16 protein-coding genes, 1 pseudogene and 1 riboswitch are annotated in these 19,244 nt (G+C 45.7%); of the genes and pseudogenes, 6 read left to right on the top strand and 11 right to left on the bottom strand.

The window, feature by feature from the left end:
- Positions 1–63: 63 nt before the first annotated feature.
- The 4 genes from cydC to cydA are packed head-to-tail and all read right to left on the bottom strand — an operon-like array spanning position 64 to position 5,897.
- On the bottom strand, positions 64–1,791 hold the full coding sequence (gene cydC / locus KXD37_RS07090) for a thiol reductant ABC exporter subunit CydC (protein WP_024123350.1): 1,728 nt from the start codon (positions 1,789–1,791) through the stop codon (positions 64–66).
- Entirely contained in the window at positions 1,788–3,491 is a 1,704-nt protein-coding gene (cydD, locus tag KXD37_RS07085) for a thiol reductant ABC exporter subunit CydD (RefSeq protein ID WP_263463448.1), read from the bottom strand. The genes cydC and cydD overlap by 4 nt, the downstream gene beginning before the upstream one ends.
- Positions 3,491–4,507, bottom strand: a complete 1,017-nt coding sequence (gene cydB / locus KXD37_RS07080; protein WP_105954492.1) for a cytochrome d ubiquinol oxidase subunit II — start codon at positions 4,505–4,507, stop codon at positions 3,491–3,493. Before cydB ends, cydD begins: the two co-directional genes overlap by 1 nt.
- Positions 4,491–5,897 carry a cytochrome ubiquinol oxidase subunit I gene (gene cydA, locus KXD37_RS07075; protein ID WP_263463447.1) on the bottom strand — a complete coding sequence of 469 codons (1,407 nt, stop codon included), beginning with the start codon at positions 5,895–5,897 and terminating at the stop codon, positions 4,491–4,493. The genes cydB and cydA overlap by 17 nt, the downstream gene beginning before the upstream one ends.
- 553 nt (positions 5,898–6,450) lie before the next feature.
- On the opposite strand from cydA, the gene cimH reads away from it, so the two are divergent.
- The 3 genes from cimH to KXD37_RS07060 all read left to right on the top strand — a co-directional run bounded on the left by cimH (position 6,451) and on the right by KXD37_RS07060 (position 9,873).
- Entirely contained in the window at positions 6,451–7,800 is a 1,350-nt protein-coding gene (cimH, locus tag KXD37_RS07070; protein ID WP_127696334.1) for a citrate/malate transporter CimH, read from the top strand.
- 123 nt (positions 7,801–7,923) lie between these two features.
- Positions 7,924–9,612 carry a M56 family metallopeptidase gene (locus KXD37_RS07065; protein ID WP_151174623.1) on the top strand — a complete coding sequence of 563 codons (1,689 nt, stop codon included), beginning with the start codon at positions 7,924–7,926 and terminating at the stop codon, positions 9,610–9,612.
- Between the two features lie 57 nt (positions 9,613–9,669).
- Complete coding sequence (locus KXD37_RS07060) at positions 9,670–9,873, top strand: hypothetical protein (protein ID WP_240671145.1); 204 nt, start codon at positions 9,670–9,672, stop codon at positions 9,871–9,873.
- A gap of 13 nt (positions 9,874–9,886) precedes the next feature.
- On the opposite strand, the gene KXD37_RS07055 is transcribed toward KXD37_RS07060, so the two are convergent.
- The 5 genes from KXD37_RS07055 to KXD37_RS07035 form a co-directional block, all read right to left on the bottom strand.
- On the bottom strand, positions 9,887–10,726 hold the full coding sequence (locus KXD37_RS07055; RefSeq protein WP_127696332.1) for a polysaccharide deacetylase family protein: 840 nt from the start codon (positions 10,724–10,726) through the stop codon (positions 9,887–9,889).
- 99 nt (positions 10,727–10,825) lie between these two features.
- A complete protein-coding gene (locus tag KXD37_RS07050) occupies positions 10,826–11,554 on the bottom strand; it encodes a ZIP family metal transporter (protein ID WP_024123356.1) in 729 nt (242 codons plus the stop codon).
- Positions 11,555–11,664: 110 nt separating this feature from the next.
- Positions 11,665–12,762 carry a maltodextrin ABC transporter ATP-binding protein MsmX gene (gene msmX, locus KXD37_RS07045; protein WP_024123357.1) on the bottom strand — a complete coding sequence of 366 codons (1,098 nt, stop codon included), beginning with the start codon at positions 12,760–12,762 and terminating at the stop codon, positions 11,665–11,667.
- A 119-nt stretch (positions 12,763–12,881) separates the two neighbouring features.
- Positions 12,882–13,775, bottom strand: coding sequence for a PucR family transcriptional regulator (locus KXD37_RS07040; RefSeq protein ID WP_229148457.1), 894 nt, complete (start codon positions 13,773–13,775; stop codon positions 12,882–12,884).
- Positions 13,776–13,992: 217 nt separating this feature from the next.
- Positions 13,993–14,829 (bottom strand): YitT family protein, encoded by an 837-nt coding sequence (locus KXD37_RS07035; protein ID WP_263463446.1) that lies wholly within the window; start codon positions 14,827–14,829, stop codon positions 13,993–13,995.
- A 66-nt stretch (positions 14,830–14,895) separates the two neighbouring features.
- Positions 14,896–14,998, bottom strand: a riboswitch (guanidine-I (ykkC/yxkD leader).
- Between the two features lie 391 nt (positions 14,999–15,389).
- On the opposite strand from KXD37_RS07035, the gene KXD37_RS07030 reads away from it, so the two are divergent.
- Complete coding sequence (locus KXD37_RS07030; protein WP_128568461.1) at positions 15,390–15,929, top strand: DUF4352 domain-containing protein; 540 nt, start codon at positions 15,390–15,392, stop codon at positions 15,927–15,929.
- A gap of 73 nt (positions 15,930–16,002) precedes the next feature.
- Here the strand turns inward: KXD37_RS07030 and galE are convergent, their stop codons facing one another.
- Entirely contained in the window at positions 16,003–17,022 is a 1,020-nt protein-coding gene (galE, locus tag KXD37_RS07025) for a UDP-glucose 4-epimerase GalE (RefSeq protein ID WP_229148456.1), read from the bottom strand.
- Between the two features lie 114 nt (positions 17,023–17,136).
- Positions 17,137–17,643 (bottom strand): YbhB/YbcL family Raf kinase inhibitor-like protein, encoded by a 507-nt coding sequence (locus KXD37_RS07020; RefSeq protein ID WP_010332425.1) that lies wholly within the window; start codon positions 17,641–17,643, stop codon positions 17,137–17,139.
- A 126-nt stretch (positions 17,644–17,769) separates the two neighbouring features.
- Between KXD37_RS07020 and KXD37_RS07015 the strand changes: the two genes are divergently transcribed.
- Together KXD37_RS07015 and KXD37_RS07010 are read left to right on the top strand one after the other, a co-directional pair.
- Entirely contained in the window at positions 17,770–18,648 is an 879-nt protein-coding gene (locus tag KXD37_RS07015) for a LysR family transcriptional regulator (protein ID WP_263463445.1), read from the top strand.
- Between the two features lie 91 nt (positions 18,649–18,739).
- Positions 18,740–19,221, top strand: a pseudogene (locus tag KXD37_RS07010) (LuxR C-terminal-related transcriptional regulator); the annotation flags it as partial.
- Between the last annotated feature and the right edge of the window lie 23 nt (positions 19,222–19,244).

Here is a 19,244-nt window from a genome sequence, read left to right as displayed (position 1 = left end):
TCTTCTTATTTTTCCTGCACTACTTCCTTTTCAAACAAAAAAGACAGCCCCAGAGGCTGTCTTTTATTTTACAGGAACGTCGAGGTGATAAAGACGGCGATACCGTTCGTTCGTCGCCAGCAGTTCCTCGTGTGTTCCTTCCATTTCTGTTTTTCCATTTTCAAGAAAGACGATTTTATCGGCTGCTTCCACTCCCGCCAAGTGATGCGTAATCCAAAGAATCGTTTTACCTTTCAGCACCTCAAACACGGTTTCCATCAGTTCGCGTTCCGTGATAGGGTCCAAGCCTACTGTAGGCTCATCAAGTATAATGATCGGCGTATCCTGCAGCAAAATCCGGGCGAGCGCGATCCGCTGCCGCTCTCCTCCTGAAAATCGGATTCCGGTTTCTTGAACTGAAGTATGATATCCATCAGGCAGCGACTCAATGTAATCATGCAGCTTCACCTGCTTTGCGGCGCGGCGCACATCCTCGTCGCTCGCCTTTCCGTTTCCGAGCCTGATGTTATTCAAAATGCTTGTATCAAACAAGTGAGGCTTTTGATTTAACACAGCCACCGCATCAGCAATCTGATCCTTTACAAGCGCCGTGTCCACTCCGTTTAACGTTACCGAGCCTGAGTCAGGATTCAATGCGCCCTCAATTAATGCGAGTGATGTTGATTTTCCTGAGCCGCTCCGGCCGAGCAGCGCCATTTTTTCTCCTTGGCGCAGCGTAAAGGAAAAATGGTTCAGTACTTGGCTGCTGTTGTCATAAGAAAACGTCACATCACGAAACGCCAAAGTGACGTCTTTGAGATCAAGCCTGTCAGCCGCAGACTCTGTTTGTGAAGCCTCAGGCTGAGGAGCCACCTTGTTCATTCTTCTGATAGAATCCTGATAACCCGGCACTTCGCCCAAAGCATCAGAAAGCGGCAGAAAAGCTTCTGTCAGCGGGAACACAACAAGCACAAAGGCAGCAATCATCGTTTTGGCGAGTTCGCCATTTGCATGCTGCCCCGCCGTCCAAAACAGCATCAGCAAAATGAGGCCGGCGACAAGGCATTGCGCGGCAAAATCCCGCCATCTTGTAAAACGATGTTTTTTGCGTTCCAGCTCAAACCAAGCGTTTTCTTCTCTTTCATAGGAATCAATAAAAGCATGCCGGCGTCCGCTGAACATCCAGTCGCTGACACCCATCACGGCATCTGTGAGACGGCTGTACAGCACATTTCGCCCGCTTTTCAGCTTGGCATTCTTCGCCCGCGTCACAAGCAAAGACACGACCGGAAACAGCACAACCAGAACAAACAAATAAAGCGCCAGCAAAATGGCAAACGGCCAGGAGAAAAAGCCGAGCGCAATCACTGAAACAGCATACAAAAGCAAGGCTGAGATGGCAGGGAAAATGGTTTTTAAGAAGGCATCCTGCAAATGCTCAATATCCTCAGACAAAATGCCGAGCATATCTCCCGTGCGAAAACGGGACCGCAGCATCAAAGCGCCAGGCTCAAGCATGTTGTAAAGGCGGACGCGCATGTCTGACACGATTTTCAAAATGATATGATGCCCGATCAGGCGCTCCACATAACGTGACACAGACCGGGCGATCCCAAAGGTTCGAACGGCGACAATCGGCACATAAATGAGCAGGATGTTCTCCGGCCTTGTCGCCGCCTTTGAAATTAAAAACCCTGAAGTAAACATGAGAAAAGCAGCGGAAAAAATCGTCACCGCACCCAAAAAGACAACAAGAACAAACAGACGGGCATTTTGCTTGATATACGGCAGAATCCATTCTTCTTTCTTCATGCTCTTTCCCCCAGTTGTGCCTTCACGAGTTTGGTGTACACACCGTTTTTCGACAGCAATTCATCGTGAGTCCCGATTTCTGCTATACTGCCTCCGTCCAGCACGATAATTTCATCCATATCAAGCATCCAATGGAGGCGGTGTGTCGCGAGAAAGACGAGCTTGTCATCAAATAAATCCAGCATCGTTTCTTTTATTTCATATTCTGTTTCGATATCCAGATGGGCGGTCGGCTCATCCAGCAGCAGAATCGGGCGGTTACCCAAAAAAGCGCGGGCAAGCGCGACACGCTGAGCCTGACCGCCGCTGAGCGCCCGGCCGCCTTCTCCGATCCGTCCCTCTAATCCTTCAGGAAGAGTGTTTACAAACTCCGTCAATCCCGCTGAGGAAGCAGCGCGGGCTGTATCTTCAGCAGAAGCGCTTGGGTGATAAAACCGGATATTGTTCGCCAGCGTATCATCAAAAATATAAGGATGCTGCGGAATATAGAGCAGGTTTTTCTGCCAGTTCCCGTCCTGCAGATGCGAACGGCTTGAACCATTCACACTGATAACACCGTCATCCGGCTCCAAAAATCCTCCGAGAATATCGATTAAAGTTGATTTTCCGGCACCGCTTGCTCCAATGATGCCGAATTTTTTCTTCCCTTTAAATGAAAGAGTAATATCAGACATCGCTTGGCCGGCTGAGACACCTGACAGCTTCAGTTCATCCTGATTGGACCATGTTTCAAGCTGAAGCGGAGCCTCTTCTTTGAATCCCGGCTGAGATAATATGTCTTGAATCGTCTTGCCCGCTTCCTGACCATTAAGTGTCGCATGATAATCATTTCCCACTTCCCGCACCGGCAGAAAATATTCAGGTGCCAGAATAAGCGCTGTTAAAGCGGGGCCAAGCAAAATATCGCCGTCAATCAAACGCAAGCCTAAAAACACAGCAACTGTCGCCACCGACAGCATCGTGAAAAAATCGAGAGCAAATGAAGATAAAAACGCCACTCGCAGTGTGCTCATTGTCGCTTTGCGATACCGCTCACTGACGTGGAAAATGTTTTTGCTATGCGATTTGCTCAATCCTAAAAAACGCAAAGTCTCCAATCCGCGAAGAGAATCAACGAAATGGTTGGACAATGTCTGGTATGATTTCCACTGGCGATCCGCTTTTCGCTGTGCGACAAGGCCAAGAAGAATCATAAAAATAATCAGAATCGGCAGGGCCGCGACTAAAATAATCGCAGAAGTCCGATCCTGAAAAAACACGTAGATGACAACCGCAGCCGGCACAATCGTCATGCTGACCATTTTCGGCAAAAACAGCTCTAGATAGCGGCGGAATTGGCTGATGCCTTCCATCGCCAGCGTCACCATTTGCCCCGTCCCCTCTTTCTTTGCAAAGCGGGGGCCTAAGCGGAACAGCTGATCGAGAAAGCTTTTCCTCAAATCAGCTCCCGTCCGGGCGGCATAATGATAGACGATTTTCTGACGCGCCACTGTCACCCCGTGCCGCGCGACAAAAGCGATGAGGAAAAAGCCGATCACCGGAAACAGGGAGGCAATGCTCTTCCCGTTGAAAAGCCCGGTCACAGCTTCACTCAGCCACTCTGCCTGCATGATAATAGCGGCTGTCTGAATCAGCGTTAAGCAAGTAATCACGGTGAGAATCCGCTTCATTCCTTTATATCGAAACAGGTCTTTTCCCATTAATAAGTCATAGGCTCCTTATGACTGACGCGCTTCCGGAAGACATAATAGCTCCAGATCTGGCTGCCGATTACAAACGGCAATAGCGTTAATGCTGCAATTGACATGACTTTTAGCGAATAATCACCGGAAGAAGCGTTAGCTACTGTTAAATCGAACGCGCTTTGAATCGAGCTGACCATCACCCGAGGGAATAATGAAATGAAAATCATTCCTACGGTCAGAGCAAGCCCCGCGCCTGTCATCGCAAATGTCCAGCCGTCTTTTTTCTTGCGGATGAATAAAGCTGCAAGCATAAAGCAGATGACAATTAAAACAACAAGCGGTATTGTAATCTCGCCGCGGCGTGTAAACATGTCTGTCTCATAAGCAGAAAGGGCCGCGAAAGCAAGCACCGCCACAAAAACAACACCCATTATCTTTTGCGCCATTTGTCGGGCGCGCTGCTGCAAATCACCAATCGTACGCAGCGTGATGAACATTAATCCATGCTGGAAGCAAAGAAGTGTTACGGTCACGCCGCCTAGTACAGAATATACATTTATATAATCAGATAAGTGCGCGTGAATGTTCATATCGGCATCAATCGGCATACCGCGGAATAATGTCGTAAATAACACACCGAGCACAAACGGAGGAATCAGACTGCCGAAGAAAACCACCCAGTCCCAAACCTTTACCCATTTCAAATGATCAACCTTGCCGCGGAATTCAAACGCGACCCCGCGGCCCATTAACGCAAGCAGCACAATGACAAACGGAATGTAATAACCGCTCAGCATTGTTGCATACCAGTTTGGAAACGCCGCGAAGATAGCACCCGCACCAGTCAAAAGCCATACTTCATTCGCGTCCCAGAACGGTCCGATCGTGTTGATCAGCACTCTGCGCTCTAATTCATTATGGCCAAGAAAACGGGTCGCCATGCCGACCCCAAAATCAAAGCCTTCCAAAAAGAAGAAACCTACAAACAATACAGCAACGAGTATAAACCAAAGATCATGAAGAGATGCCATGGTATACCTCCTGACTAAATGGATCTGTTGATACAGGAACATCATGATGATCATCATACTCCGCGCCTTTTTTAATTTCACGGATGAACAAGAAGACGAGCAATGCGCCCAAAATCATATACATCACACCGAACGCGATGATTGAGAATAACAGGGAGCCCGCCGTTACGTTAGGCGACACGGATTGAGCCGTTGTCATTAAACCCATGACCGTCCAAGGCTGACGCCCGATTTCTGTCATAATCCAGCCCGCAGAGTTTGCAATAAACGGGAAGGAAATCAATGCGATCATGATGCGCAAATACCATTTGCTGTTTTCCAGCTTTTTGCGGCGGTTTAGCCAAAGGCCGCCTAACGCAGCAAGAATCATAACAACACCTGCTCCAACCATAATGCGGAAACTCCAGAACGTCGTTTTGACAGGCGGAATATAGTCGCCTTTTCCGTACACTTTTTCGTACTCTGCCTGAAGTGTTTTCATTCCTTTGACACTGCCGCTGAATTTTTGATAAGCCAGATAGCTCAATGCGTAAGGAACTTTGATTTCATTAGAGCTCTTTTCATTTTTCGTATCAATTGTGGCAAAGGCCGTCCAAGCGGCAGGGTCGCCGCTGTCTTCCCAAAGCCCTTCACTGGCAGCCATTTTCATTGGCTGTGACTCCATCAAGTGTTCAGCCTGCATGTGTCCGCTAAGGCCGACGCCAAGGCCTGCACAAAGCCCGACAATCATTGCGAGTTTGAAAGATTGTTTAAAGAATGGCACTTCTTTTTTCTTTAATAGTTTAAAAGCACTGACACCGGCGATAAAGAAAGCCCCGGTGGCAAGCGCACCGAAAATGACGTGCGGGAATTCAACCCAAAGCTGCGGATTTGTAATCAGCGCGCCAAAGTCATTCATTTCCGCGCGGCCGTTTTTGATCGTAAAGCCGACCGGCTCCTGCATAAAGGAGTTCGCTGTTAAGATCCAGAAAGACGATATAATCGTTCCGAATGACACGAGCCAAATGCAGAGCGCATGAATTTTTTTAGGCAGGCGGTCCCACCCGAAAATCCATAATCCGATAAAAATAGATTCCATGAAAAACGCCAATAATGCTTCAATCGCAAGTGGCGCGCCAAATACATCTCCGACAAAACGGGAATAATCAGACCAGTTCAGTCCAAACTGGAATTCTTGTAAAATCCCCGTAACAACACCGACTGCGAAATTTATTAAGAATAAGTGTCCCCAAAACTTCGCCATTTTGAGGTACAGCTCATTTTTCTTCACAAGATAAAGAGTCTCCATCAATGCAACCATAAACACAAGCCCGATAGACATTGGCACAAACAAGAAATGAAACAACGTTGTTGATGCAAATTGAATGCGGGCTAATACTAATTCACTCATGCTTTATCCTCCATTTCCGGTTGAGAATGTTATATTGTTCACTACTTCACAAGCAGAACCGAAGCTTTGATCAGTATTTCACAAAATAGACGAAAAAAATAATGCTCAACATTTCACAAATACGTCAAAAAGTCGTCCAATATGATTCAAGATTGCCAGACTGACGAATGGCACGATCCCTGAATGGTTCATATTAAGTACTTTACAACGATCTGCTTCAAAAATAAAGCCCAAAATACCCAAAAAGTACTGCGCTATGTGACGGATTATTGTCTATTTTGTTGCTGATTTATGACAGTCGCTAGGATAAATGACCCTTTATTATCGTACATCAATGCCTCGCTCCTTGCGAATAAAATGCTTGACCGGCATCAGCACTCGTTTCTCGGCACTCCGGCACATCCGGAATTTAGTCAGAACGTCTCTTTTCATCTGAATCATAAAGAAGAAACAGTTTGAATAGTAAATTTTTAATATATTAATAATTTCAATTTTTTAGTATACTTAACATAGTGAACAATTTCACTGCAACAAGAATAGGGGAGGTTTTTCAATGGGAGAGCTTCAAACTCAATTGCAAATGCAAACGGATACAATTCACGAAGGGGTTCGAAAAGAGAATTGGTTTGCGAAAGCTATGAATATAAAAGTAGGCATCATACCGCTTCCTGTATATGCCCTGCTGTTTATATTAATTACTATTTTTGTATTGCATCACGATGTGAAAAGCGACATCTTGACATCCATTGCCGTTATGGCGTTTTTCGGATTTACCTTTGCCCAAATCGGAAAATCGATACCGATTGTGCGCTCTATCGGCGGCCCGGCCATCCTTGCTACTTTTATTCCATCTGCTGTCGTCTACTATCACCTGCTGCCAAATGATATTGTCAAATCCACCACGGAATTTACAGAAAACTCAAACTTTCTTTATTTGTTTATTGCCGGAATTGTTGTCGGAAGCATCCTCGGCATGAAAAGAGAAACACTTGTAAAAGCATTTATGAAAATTTTTATACCGCTTATCGCCGGTTCTGTCGCGGCCGCTATTGTGGGACTGGCTGTCGGTACATTGCTCGGCCTCGGATTTCAGCACACCCTTCTGTACGTCGTGATTCCTATAATGGCTGGCGGCGTTGGAGAAGGCGCCATCCCTCTGTCCATCGGTTATTCCGATATCATGCCGATGTCTCAAGGGGAAGCGTTTGCACTTGTTCTTCCATCGATCATGCTCGGGAGCCTGTGTGCGATCATCTTAGCGGGCCTGCTCAACAGAATCGGCAAAAAAAAACCGGAATGGACCGGCAACGGTAAAGTTGACCGTTCAGAAGATTCACATGCGCTGGAGGAATCGCAAAACGGCCAGCACATGTTCAACCTTTCTCTGTTTGCGTCCGGCGGAATCCTTGCCGTTTCCTTGTATTTGGTCGGTATGCTCGCCCACGATTTTTTCGGTTTTCCGGCCCCTGTTGCCATGCTGCTGTTAGCTGTTTTGATCAAGCTGTTCAGACTGGTCCCTGCCTCAATTGAAAACGGCGCGTTTGGCGTGTCCCGCTTCTTTTCAACGGCAGTCACCTATCCGCTGCTCTTTGCAATCGGCGTGTCTATGACGCCATGGGACAAGCTTGTTGCCGCCTTTAATCTCAGCAATATCATTACGATCCTGTCTGTCGTAGTCACAATGATGACGGTCGGCTTTTTCACAGGAAAATGGCTGAACATGTATCCGATCGAAACAGCCATTATTAATGCGTGCCATTCAGGGCAAGGAGGCACCGGTGACGTCGCGATATTAAGTGCCGCTGAAAGGCTTGAGCTGATGCCTTTTGCCCAGGTGTCCACTAGAATCGGCGGAGCCATCACAGTGTCCTTGACCTTATTGCTGTTACACCAGTTTTATTGATACGCTGCAAGCAAGTTCTTCGTATAACGAAAGAGCTTGCTTTTTTGCATTTCCGTGTTTTTACAAATTCCTGCCGCATGCTATAGTAATAGTTGGAAAGATTACGATAGAAAGGACTCTAGCATGCCTATGGGAACCAGTCTTTTTCTCTTTATCATTCTCGGGCTGGGCATTCAGCTGATATCAGCCCTTGCAGCAAAGCTTCTTCCGGCATTAGAACTCTGGATTGATATTGTTCTATGGATCGGTGCTGCTAGCTTTATCTTCTCTCAACAGTCTTTCATAGATGGCATCGTCTCTCTGGCATTGATGTTCACCAGCTACTGGACCGCATTGGATCTGACTGTCCCCAGCCGTGTTGAAAAACCATCAGGCGAATGGCAGGAAATTGAGCTTGCAAGAGACCACACACGCCTCCTCTCGGACATTGCTCTGACTGTCATTGTGTTTGCGGGCGCTATTGTTTTCTTCATTTACGGGCCTGACACCAGTGTTCTAAAATATGTGATCCTGTTCGGTTTCATCTCGGGCGGCGCGGCACTGGTAAAACGCATATTAAATTTTCTAAGTGTAAAAGTCTTTTATTCATCGTCTTTAGAAACATGGCATATCAGTTCACGATATGAAAGCCGCACCTACCCGCTTTCAGACCTGAAAGACATCCGGCTTGAATCGACGGCAGATCTATTAAAGCTTCATCCGCTTTTGACCATGTATTCATCCCGGCTCGATATGACAACAAGCTTTCAGCAAGTCATAAGGCTCTCTCTTCCCGGAGAAACGCTGTTTCTGACCGTGAAAGATCCTGAAAAGTGGAAAGCGATTCTCGGGGAATTTCTAGATTCCGAAACCAAAGAGGAAACTGTTATTACTGTCCTGCCGATTTATCATCGGAAAAATGTGAAACGGCTTTTAGGTAAATTTTATTTTGCTGTAAGCGTAAAAGGGATATCTGCTTACGCCATATTGGTGCTCGGTTTATATGCCTTACACGCCTCCCCTTGGGTTATGGCTGGTGCCGTGATGTTGTACTGGGTTTTGAATATGTATCTATCTGACCGGGTGCTGCGGACGGCAATGGATGCCAGGCCTTGTCTGAATTCAGACGTTCAGGCAGCGGCAGATAAGATTTTTAGAAAAGCAGGCATTTCGCATGTGGAGATATACGAAACGGATAGCGATGAATACAACGGCATGGCAGTCGGAATGAATGTAGGAAGATCAATGGTGATTCTGACAAGCGCTACATTAACCCTTCCGCCGCATGTCATTGAGGGTATTCTTGCTCATGAGGCTGTTCATATTAAAAAACGTGATGTGCTGTCCATGCAGCTGTTGCGCTTTTTATACCTTGGGGCAGTCATCGGGATCATTCTTTTACTTGAGCATTACATCGCTCATCCCGGCGCTTACAAAATCGCACTTTGGGCGCTGATCATGGGAATCATCATTCTATTTCAGCTTTATCAGTCATTTTGTTCCCAATGGATGGAGGTGCGCGCCGATCACATTGGCGCTTCATTGCTGGAGGGCGGATACAGGCAGATGGCCGAATCCTTAAAGATCCTGGCGGTTCGCCAGGATGAAGATCTGCAAAAACAAAACAACTACTGCTCTGATATAGATGAAGACGAAGTTAAGGTGAACTCTCTCATCCGGGATAACAGCTGGCTTTTCAGAATCATAGATTTTCAGTTTTCTCCTCATCCGCCTATGTATTGGCGTGTCAGCGCATTGCTTTCAAACAAAGGACACGGCATGGTCAAGCGCTGGCTGAGAGATCGGCTGAAAGAATCCATCTCCCTTAAATGAAACTTTTCAGGCTTTAAAACGTATGAAAAATAACTGTTTAAAGGGGGACGCCATATGATTGTGATTCTTATCGCTTTGATCTTCGGTATTATCGTCATTTATCAATCGGCTCGATCAACCGCTTCAGAAAACAAAGGACGCCAGCGGGCGGACAGCGGTTTTTTCGGATTTTCCGATGGCGATTCCCGCCATGATGGATGCGGCAGTGACGGAGGCTTCGGGGATTCCGGCTGTGACGGCGGAGGGGGCGGCGGCGATTAATCGCCGCCATTTTTTATTTCATCGACTCGATGTACGCGCCAAATGACGCCCCTGACATCCCCGGGGATACACGTACGCGATGGAGGGCGTACATCCCCTGATCTCTGGAGGCTGCTCCCGGTTCAGTCGTCACTCCCATTTGATAACCGGTTTCTTCAGCGGCCTTCAGGGTAGCTTCGTTGTAGCGCCCAACCGGATAGCTGATGATGGCGGTTTGCTGATCGAACATCCTGTCAAACAGCTTTTTTGAATCTGCCATTTCGCTATGCTGCTGCTCTGGCGTTAAACCGTTCAGCTCAAGGTGGTCAATCGTATGGCTTTCAATCGATATGCCATGCTGTGACATTTCCTTCATTTGATCCTCTGTCAGATGATGTTTATGTCCAATCGATTTGCCGATCATAAAAATCGTCGCCTTCATGCCATACTTCTTTAATACCGGATACGCGTCTTTGTAATTATCGGTGTATCCGTCATCAAACGTGATAAGCACACATTTCTCACTCGGCTTCTTGTCATGAGTCAGCATGAGATACGCCTCTTTTGGAGTTAATGTCTGGTAGCCGTTATCGTGCAGCCATTTCATATGTGCCTCAAATTCTTCCTTTGGCACACGGAGGCTGTTGCCTGAAGAGATGCTGTGGTACATCAAAATCGGCAGCTTTGCCGGTTTCTCTGTTTTGATCCATGCGGATGTATCATCTTCTTTTTTTTGCACATGTATTGTCTTTTCTTCCGGTTTCTTTTGTTCCGCTTTTGGCATCTGCTGCTCTGCGATTGCTTCTTTTTCAGCGCAAGCGGCAAGAGTCAAACAACTAGCCAAAAGAAAACTGCTTAAGATAAAACGTTTCATCGTTTTCCTGCTTTCTGTCTATTTCTTCCTTCTTTTCATCGGTTGATTTGCGGAATTTTCAAGTGAAAAAACCAGACATGTAGCCATGTCCGGTGCAAATTAGGAAAACTGATTCAAAATCAAAGACGTTAAAAGACCAAGAGCAGCAATTAACCCTGTCATCGGACCGCTGTCTTCATACGCTTCGGGCATCATCGTGGATGCAATCATTGCGATGATTCCTCCGCCCGCAAAAGCGGCGATTGCCGACATCATCTCCTCAGGAGCGCCATCGAGGAAGTAATATCCTGACCATGAGGCAAAAATAGAAATCATCAGTACCGCCGCCCAAAGCAGCAAGATTTTCGCCTTTGAATATCCGCTGTTCTTCATGCCGGCCGTGCTGGACAGCCCTTCAGGTATATTGCTGATAAAAATCGCAATCACCAAAAGGAAGCTGACAGATTGTTTTTCAAGAAGGCTGGCTCCAATCATAATAGATTCGGGGACAGCATCCATGATGGTGCCGATAAAAATCGCGATCCCCCCGCTGCCTGCAGCTGCTTGTCCCGATCTTTTTCTTTGAGACGCGCCTCTTTTCGAAACCGCGTAATCAAATAGGGTAAACACGACAGCGCCTGCTATAAATCCGGCTCCTGTCGAGACAATTCCGCCATTCTTCACCGCGTCCTCAAGAAGTTCATAGGCGGCAGCGCCGATTAATACCCCTGTGCCAAAAGCCATGATATAACCGATGATACGCTTGCGAATCGGGAGAAACATAGACGCCAGCGCACCCAGCAAAACAGCAGAGCCGGAAATCCCGCCCCACATCGCCGCATTCCACATTTCTATCTCTCCTTTCTACAAACCACTACCCGCCGCGGTTTTTGCTGTAAACCTTGAAATAGAGAGGGAATGCAAAAAACCGGACATCGCTCCATGTCCGGTTCTCCAGCTTAACGGATTCTGATTTCAGTTTCACTGTCAAAGAAATGCCCTTTATTCATATCAAACGCAACTGTCAGCTCATCCCCTGACTGAATATCGAGACGGGCGTCGATCCTCGCAATAAAATCCTGGTTATCGATTTGCGAATAAATCATGATCTCAGACCCCAGCAGCTCCGCAACATTGATTTTCGCTTTAATTGAAGAGCTCTTATACGATTCCACGACAATCAATTCATCATGAATATCCTCAGGGCGGATGCCGAAAATGACCTCTTTGCCAATGTAGCCTTTTTCCCTAAGCACCTTCATTTTCCCCTCCGGCACACTCAACACGGAAGTACCGATTTTGATTGTGCCATCAGACAGCTTCCCTTTGAAAAAGTTCATCGCTGGTGACCCGATAAAACCGCCAACGAATACATTTTCAGGGAATTCGTATACATCCTTCGGCGTCCCGATCTGCTGGATTTTGCCGTCCTTCATGACCACAATCCGAGTCGCCATCGTCAATGCTTCTGTCTGATCATGCGTGACATAAATCGTAGTGGTTTGCAGTCTCTGGTGGAGTTTAATAATTTCCGCTCTCATTTGCACCCGAAGCTTTGCATCCAGGTTCGACAAAGGCTCATCCATCAAGAATACCTTTGCATCCCGAACGATCGCTCTTCCCAGCGCAACCCGCTGTCTCTGCCCGCCTGAGAGCGCTTTAGGTTTGCGGTGCAAATATTCTTCCAATCCGAGAATTTTAGCGGCTTCCTCCACTCTTTTTTTGATTTCAGGCTTCGGCATTTTGCGAAGCTTCAGCCCGAATGCGATATTATCGTATACCGTCATATGCGGATAGAGCGCGTAGTTTTGGAACACCATCGCGATATCCCTGTCCTTTGGCGCCACATCATTTACCCGTTTTCCTTCAATATAAAAATCACCCTTCGAAATTTCCTCAAGTCCTGCGACCATCCGCAGTGTTGTTGATTTACCGCAGCCGGACGGGCCGACAAATACGATAAATTCCTTATCCGCTATGTGAAGATTAAAGTCGTCTACCGCCGCTTCCTTCTGATCATAATATTTATAAATGTGCTCCATCCGCAATTCAGCCATCTAACATCCCCCTTTAGTATTGTAAGCGTTTTCTTAAATCAAGTGTATCAGCATTTATCCAACACTGAAATGGGCAGCATTCATAAAATCACACGGCCGTTTTCGTGCATATTTCCAGTTTATTCTGAACCTTCGCTTTGCAGGCAGATAAAATACGCAAGCAGAGCGCCTGTATACGTTTTAATGTCTATTCCTGACCGCTCGATAAATTTATCTATTCGGTACTGCAGGCTGTTGCGGTGCAGATGCAGTTTTTTCGCTGTTAATGTCACGTTTGAGTTGTTTTCAATAAACAGCTTGATCGTTTTTCTCAGCTCAGGTTCATTTACAAATAATAGCTCGGCTTCTTCACAAAGCAGTGATTTCAGCCGTCCCTTTTCTTCTTCCAATAATAAAAAAGGGAACATGATATCAAACGTCACACTCTGAACCTGCGGCAGCCGCTTTTCAGCAAATAGAAAATACGTTTGTTCACGGGCATAATGCTTTCGTAAGCGCTCATCTGTTTCATAAAACCTTCCGGCGTAAAAACGGACACTGAAGTAGAAATCACTTTCAAGAACCCTTGCGAGCGACTCCAGTTCGTCTTTCCCGGCCGCCGCTTCACTTTCCTGCTCGACAATCACGCCTCTGTCCTCATGCATCCAAACGATCACAAAAGACACCGGCCAAAAATGGCGCATCGCTTCCGCAAATGATGCCCGTTCAGTTTTGCCGATCAAATGAAAATGAATGAACCTTGTCCTCTTCTTGATATTCGGCGGCACTTCTCCTTTCGAGAATAGAAACGCAAACCACTTGTTTTCTTCCGGCGATTTGAGAGACATGTGCTCCGCCTCTTCCGCTAGCGTTAAAAATGACTGGAGCAGCAACGTCTCCTTTTGGCTGATCTCCGTTTTTGGGATCGAGATGTATTTCTGACTGTTTTCATCAAAAAAACATAGACAGTCTTCCTTTGTACAAAGCTTGTCAGACACAATCGAACCGGGATAAATAGCCAGCAGCGACTTCATATGGTCTCCTCTCCTATGTAAGGATATGTATTTTCAGTATAAGGCGAAATACACATGTTCTCCAGCTTCTTTTTCACATAAGATGGCCCTCTTTCGTTTACAGCCTTGCTTCAACGGCAATAGAGGATATGCATGAACTGAGACGAATGCAGAAACAATACCGCACATATCCGTTCTAAACAAATAAATCCCTCTGCAGATGCGCAGAGGGACCTCCTTATTTTGAAATATCCACAAACCCTTCACCAAACACATCGCGCACGTCATGGACAATCACAAACGCTTTTTTGTCACAGCTTCTGATGATTTTCTTCAGCATAGAAAGCTCCTGTTTGTTAATGACGATGTACAAAATCTCTTTTGACTGGCCGGTATAGTTTCCCTTACCTGATAAAATGGTGACGCCCCGGTCCATCAGCGTATTGACCTGCTCGGCAATTTCACCTTTATTTTCCGAAATGACAGTAATTGCTTTTTTTGTATTCAGTCCTTCAATAATAAAGTCCATCACTTTCGTTCCGATATACAGCATCACAATCGTAAACATCATGTTTTCCGCACCAATAATAAAATAAGAGCTGAAGACGACAATTAAATCAAAAAAGAGCAGCGCGTAACTGATATTCCAATCTAAATATTTATTGGCGATTCTTGCCAGAATGGCGGAACCGGCTGTTGTGCCGCCGACCCGAATGATCATGCCGATCCCGACACCCGCAAACACTCCTGCGAAAATCGTGTTAATGATCAGCTCATCAGACGGTGTGCTCCACCCGTGTGTCAAATGCAGAAAAAGCGAGTTTGCTGCCACGGCGATAATCGTATAAACCGTAGTTTTCCCGTCGAGAAATTTATATCCGACCAATAGCAGAAAAGCGTTTAATATAAAGTTTGTCACCCCGGGAGACCATTGAAACACATAGTACAAAATCAGCGTAATCCCCGTAACGCCGCCTTCCCCAAGATCATTGGGAATCGCGAATAAATTCACAGCAAGCGCGAAGAAAAAAGCGCCAATCACAAGCATCAGCACATCAAGCATTTTCTTTTTCATCACAAACTCCTCCTTCAGATCGTATCAACAAAAAAACCCAGGAGTACGCTCTTGCAAAAGAGCAGAAACTCCTGGGCTTTTATCCCACCGTGTCATAACAGCCAGGCTGTTATGTGTTTTCTCTCGGTCACAGGCCAATATGCATTGCGGAACCCTAGAAAACCAATGTTTTAGCATATCTTTTTCACTTTCCAATATTAGCATTATAAGGGACTGAGCAAATTGGTTCAAGGGGTATTTGCGGAGATTTAGTTGCAAGTGAAAATTCAAGAAAATACAAATTAGCTATTAACATATGTGCGATATAGACGATAAGAAAATAAGCATGTATTTTCACAAGAAAATATAACTATGAATGCTAAATAATATAATAAATTCATTATTTTGTATTGACTAAGTGAAATAATATAGGCATTATAGTACATATGTTTTGTGCATTTAATGACATAGGAGGAAATATAATGGCAGGAAAACTAGTCCCTTGTAAAGCTTGCGGTCAAGAAATTGCAAAAGGTGTAAAAAAATGTCCTAACTGTGGTAAGGATCAGCGTAACTTTTTTATGAGACATAAAATTATTACGTTTATTCTCGCAGTTGTTGTCATCATTATTATTGCTAACATTGGCGGCGGAGGCGGTTCAGAAGCCACTTCCAAAACATCAAGCAACAGCAAAGCAGAAACTGAAAAAACATACAATATCGGTGATACTGTTAAGACTGAGAAAACTGAAGTGACAGTTACGAAGGTAGAAAAACGAGATTCAGTTGGTAACGAGTTCCTAAACAAAAAGGCGTCTGACGGCGGTATTTTAGTTGCTGTACAATACACAGTAAAAAACGTGTCTAAAAAGCCTATAAGCTCTTTTTCAATTCCTACTGTTAAACTTGTAGATTCCACTGATACATCATATGATGCTGACATAGATGCATCTTCTAACTATGCGGCAGAAACAAAAATCGATGATTCAAAAATTTTAAGTGATCTAAATCCAAATATTAAAGTAACCAATGTTGAAGTATTCGAAGTGGACAAGGATGCTTACTCTAAAGGAACTTGGAAACTTAAATTCAGTAATGATGTTATTGTAAAAATTAAATAGTAGCTGAAAAGGGTGCCTGCGAAGGCACCCTTTTTTAGGAAAAAGGCCTTCTCTGTTGAGAAGACCTCCATTCTTATTCATGACTCTTATACCCATTCACATTAGAAGACTGCCATCTCCAAGAATCGGCACACATTTCCTCAAGGCCTCTTTTTGCTTCCCAGCCCAGTTCTTGCTTGGCTTTTGCAGGATCTGCGAAGCAGGTGGCAATGTCTCCAGGACGGCGGTCCGCAAAACGGTACGGAACCTCTTTCCCTGACACTTTTTCAAAGGCTTTGACCATTTCAAGCACACTGTAGCCTGTGCCTGTTCCGAGGTTGTATGCATCTGCTCCAGTGGAGTTCAATACTTTTTCAAGCGCTTTGACGTGGCCTTCTGCGAGATCGACGACGTGAATATAATCGCGCACGCCTGTCCCGTCTTTTGTCGGATAGTCATTGCCGAATACGCTTAATTGCTCCAGCTTGCCGACGGCTACCTGCGCCACATATGGCATGAGGTTATTTGGGATGCCATTCGGATCTTCACCGATTCGTCCGCTTGGATGTGCGCCGAACGGGTTAAAGTAGCGGAGCAGGGCAACACTCCACTCGTTGTCGGCCGTATGCAAGTCACGCAATATTTGTTCAAGCATGAGCTTCGTCTGTCCATAAGGATTTGTCGCGCCTAATGGAAAGTCCTCCGTAATCGGTGATGTTTCCGGAACGCCGTATACTGTTGCAGATGAACTGAACACGATTTTCTTGACGCCGTATTTCTCCATGACCTCACATAATATAAACGTTCCCGTGAGGTTGTTATGATAATATTTGAGCGGAATCGCAACAGATTCACCGACTGCTTTTAATCCCGCAAAATGAATCACAGCTTCAATTTCATTTTCCGCAAAAACCGAATCTACCGCTTCCCGATCCAATAGATCCGCTTCATAGAACGTTAACTCTTTTCCCGTAATCTCCTTGACGCGATTCAGCGCCTCAGCTGAACTGTTGGACAGATTATCAAGTACGACAATCTCATATCCGCTGTTCAATAACTCCACACATGTGTGACTTCCGATGTATCCGGCGCCGCCTGTAACAAGTATTGCCATGATGTAAACCCTCCTAAAAAATGACCTGCTATTATTATATAGTGTTTAGAACTGGTCTACATCCATTTTCATGAAGTTTAATCGTTTATTAATCGTTTCTTCATATTTTCTGCCCTAAACCCTTGCCAGCAATTCAATAGAGGCTTCAGCGAGAATGCGTTCTTTCATTTCTTGATAGAGCTGATTCATATAAAAGCCCTGCTGAAGATTCAGTTCAGCATCCAAAGCATAGACCGTCAGCGTATATGTATGATCCTCGTCAGGCGGCGTCGGCCCGCAATACTGGTGAATCACCTTTGGATTGATGCTTCCCGCAAGCGCTGAAGCAAAGCTGTTTTGCCCCTGTATCATCAAGTCCTGTCTTTCCTCACTTGCATGTTCAGGAAGCTCTCCGATGTGCGCCGGGATGTTCGCCGCTATCCAGTGAATCCAGCTGAATCCGCATACGGGAATGGCGTCATGGTCGATGAAAGTCAGTGCGAGCGTCTTTGCACCGAGCGGGACTTCCTCAAAGCGAATCGGAAAGGATACAAATGGATTCCCGTCTCTCTTATATTTTTCATCTGCATATTTTGAGTATTTGTCATGTAAATATGGATTTGCTTCTACGTATATGTTCATGTGATTCCCTCTCTCCATTTTTTCGTTCTATAGGTATACTAAACGAATGGAAGTATAATCAGTGATAAGCAAATACGCATTTTCAATTAACAATTTGTTATCAATTAGCAGTGAAGGAGGTATTTCATGGATTTAAAATGGCTGCAAACCTTTATTTCCGCAGCGGAATCAGAAAACTTCAGGGAAACGGCTGAGCGTCTTTATCTCACACAGCCTGCTGTTTCTCAACATATGAGGAAATTGGAAGATGAACTGGACATGCAGCTGTTTTTGCATAGCGGAAGAAGGGTTGTCCTGACTGACGAAGGCAGGTTGTTTTTGCCTTATGCCAAAGAAATGATCAATGCATACCAAGCCGGAAAGCACAAAGTCAGCCAATGGAAGCAGGGGTACAGCCGGGCACTTACGCTGGCCGTACACCCCTACATCGCGTCCTATATATTGCCTCGCTTTCTGCCCGCCTATATCCAAAAACATCCGCATGTCGAGCTTTCAACTCATGTAACTGAATCTGACGATATCAAACTAGCGGTAGAACACAATGAAGCTGATATTGGTTTGTCGCGAAAAGACCCGAACTCCGGCACTCTTTATTATCAGCACATATGCGAAGGTACGCTGTGTCTGGCTGCTCCTTTTCAAGAAAGCAGGCCTGCGGATGCTTCATCTGTCTTCAGCCGCTATCGGCTGCTAACACATGATCATCCGTCATATGGGGATGCCTTTTTGGACCGCATCCATTCACATTACCCGCATATTCAAACGATGGCTGTCGGGCAGACTGATACGGCTGTTCATATGATAAAAGCGGGAATGGGTGCCTCTTTCCTCCCCACCTACATCATCAAACAGGAAGAAGACGAAAAAAAGCTGATGGCTGTAATTACGCCGCCGCATCTTGAATTGCCGGCGTCCCAGACATTTATGATGTGGAAAAGAAATAGCGAGGACATTCAACATTTTCACGCCATGCTGCAGGATTTCATGCAGTCCGAACAGGTCTAAAATCAATCTGCCGGTTGACGTTTTCTTTTATTTTATCGATGTACCGAGAAAGAACTGTAAAGCCCGGGAAACTGCCCGCTGCTGCTGTTATGTCCAAATGCCGTCCTGCTCAGGCATTGAAGCGGCCAAGGACATCATGTCCGCCCTCCCGGATACAAAAATCGTCATTTTAACGACCTTTGACACTGAAGAATACGTATTTGAAGGCATCCGTGCCGGCGCTGTCGGCCACCTGCTGAAGGACAGCTTCCTGAAGAACTGATAGACGCCATTCGGGCTGCCTTCAGAGGCAAAGCGATTTTCCGCACAGTCACAGCCGCTAAAATCATCACTGAGACATTCCGCGCAAAGCAACAGCCTCATGCTGAAGAGCTGGCAGAGCCATTTACCAAAAGAGAGCTTGAGGTTCTTCAGCAAATGGCCTATGGCTTGAGAAATGAGGATATTGCCGAAAAGCTTTTTGTCAGTGAAAGCACCGTCAAAACCCACGTGCATCGAATTCTGCAAAAATGCAATGCCCAAGACCGGGCTCAGGCAGTCGTTTTTGCCATTCGAAACGGCATTGTGAAATAGATATCTCTCATCACGGCATGGTA

It is taken from the genome of Bacillus sp. XT-2 (genome assembly GCF_025696525.1).
Lineage (GTDB): Bacteria > Bacillota > Bacilli > Bacillales > Bacillaceae > Bacillus > Bacillus halotolerans.
This window is presented reverse-complemented; position numbering and strand designations above follow the sequence as displayed.

Bases quoted from the DNA above. Each gene is read 5' to 3' on its own strand.
- cydC (WP_024123350.1), bottom strand. From the start codon at position 1,791: ATGAAGAAAGAAGAATGGATTCTGCCGTATATCAAGCAAAATGCCCGT.
- cydD (WP_263463448.1), bottom strand. From the start codon at position 3,491: ATGGGAAAAGACCTGTTTCGATATAAAGGAATGAAGCGGATTCTCACC.
- cydB (WP_105954492.1), bottom strand. From the start codon at position 4,507: ATGGCATCTCTTCATGATCTTTGGTTTATACTCGTTGCTGTATTGTTT.
- cydA (WP_263463447.1), bottom strand. From the start codon at position 5,897: ATGAGTGAATTAGTATTAGCCCGCATTCAATTTGCATCAACAACGTTG.
- cimH (WP_127696334.1), top strand. From the start codon at position 6,451: ATGGGAGAGCTTCAAACTCAATTGCAAATGCAAACGGATACAATTCAC.
- KXD37_RS07065 (WP_151174623.1), top strand. From the start codon at position 7,924: ATGCCTATGGGAACCAGTCTTTTTCTCTTTATCATTCTCGGGCTGGGC.
- KXD37_RS07055 (WP_127696332.1), bottom strand. From the start codon at position 10,726: ATGAAACGTTTTATCTTAAGCAGTTTTCTTTTGGCTAGTTGTTTGACT.
- KXD37_RS07050 (WP_024123356.1), bottom strand. From the start codon at position 11,554: ATGTGGAATGCGGCGATGTGGGGCGGGATTTCCGGCTCTGCTGTTTTG.
- msmX (WP_024123357.1), bottom strand. From the start codon at position 12,762: ATGGCTGAATTGCGGATGGAGCACATTTATAAATATTATGATCAGAAG.
- KXD37_RS07040 (WP_229148457.1), bottom strand. From the start codon at position 13,775: ATGAAGTCGCTGCTGGCTATTTATCCCGGTTCGATTGTGTCTGACAAG.
- KXD37_RS07035 (WP_263463446.1), bottom strand. From the start codon at position 14,829: ATGAAAAAGAAAATGCTTGATGTGCTGATGCTTGTGATTGGCGCTTTT.
- KXD37_RS07030 (WP_128568461.1), top strand. From the start codon at position 15,390: ATGAGACATAAAATTATTACGTTTATTCTCGCAGTTGTTGTCATCATT.
- galE (WP_229148456.1), bottom strand. From the start codon at position 17,022: ATGGCAATACTTGTTACAGGCGGCGCCGGATACATCGGAAGTCACACA.
- KXD37_RS07020 (WP_010332425.1), bottom strand. From the start codon at position 17,643: ATGAACATATACGTAGAAGCAAATCCATATTTACATGACAAATACTCA.
- KXD37_RS07015 (WP_263463445.1), top strand. From the start codon at position 17,770: ATGGATTTAAAATGGCTGCAAACCTTTATTTCCGCAGCGGAATCAGAA.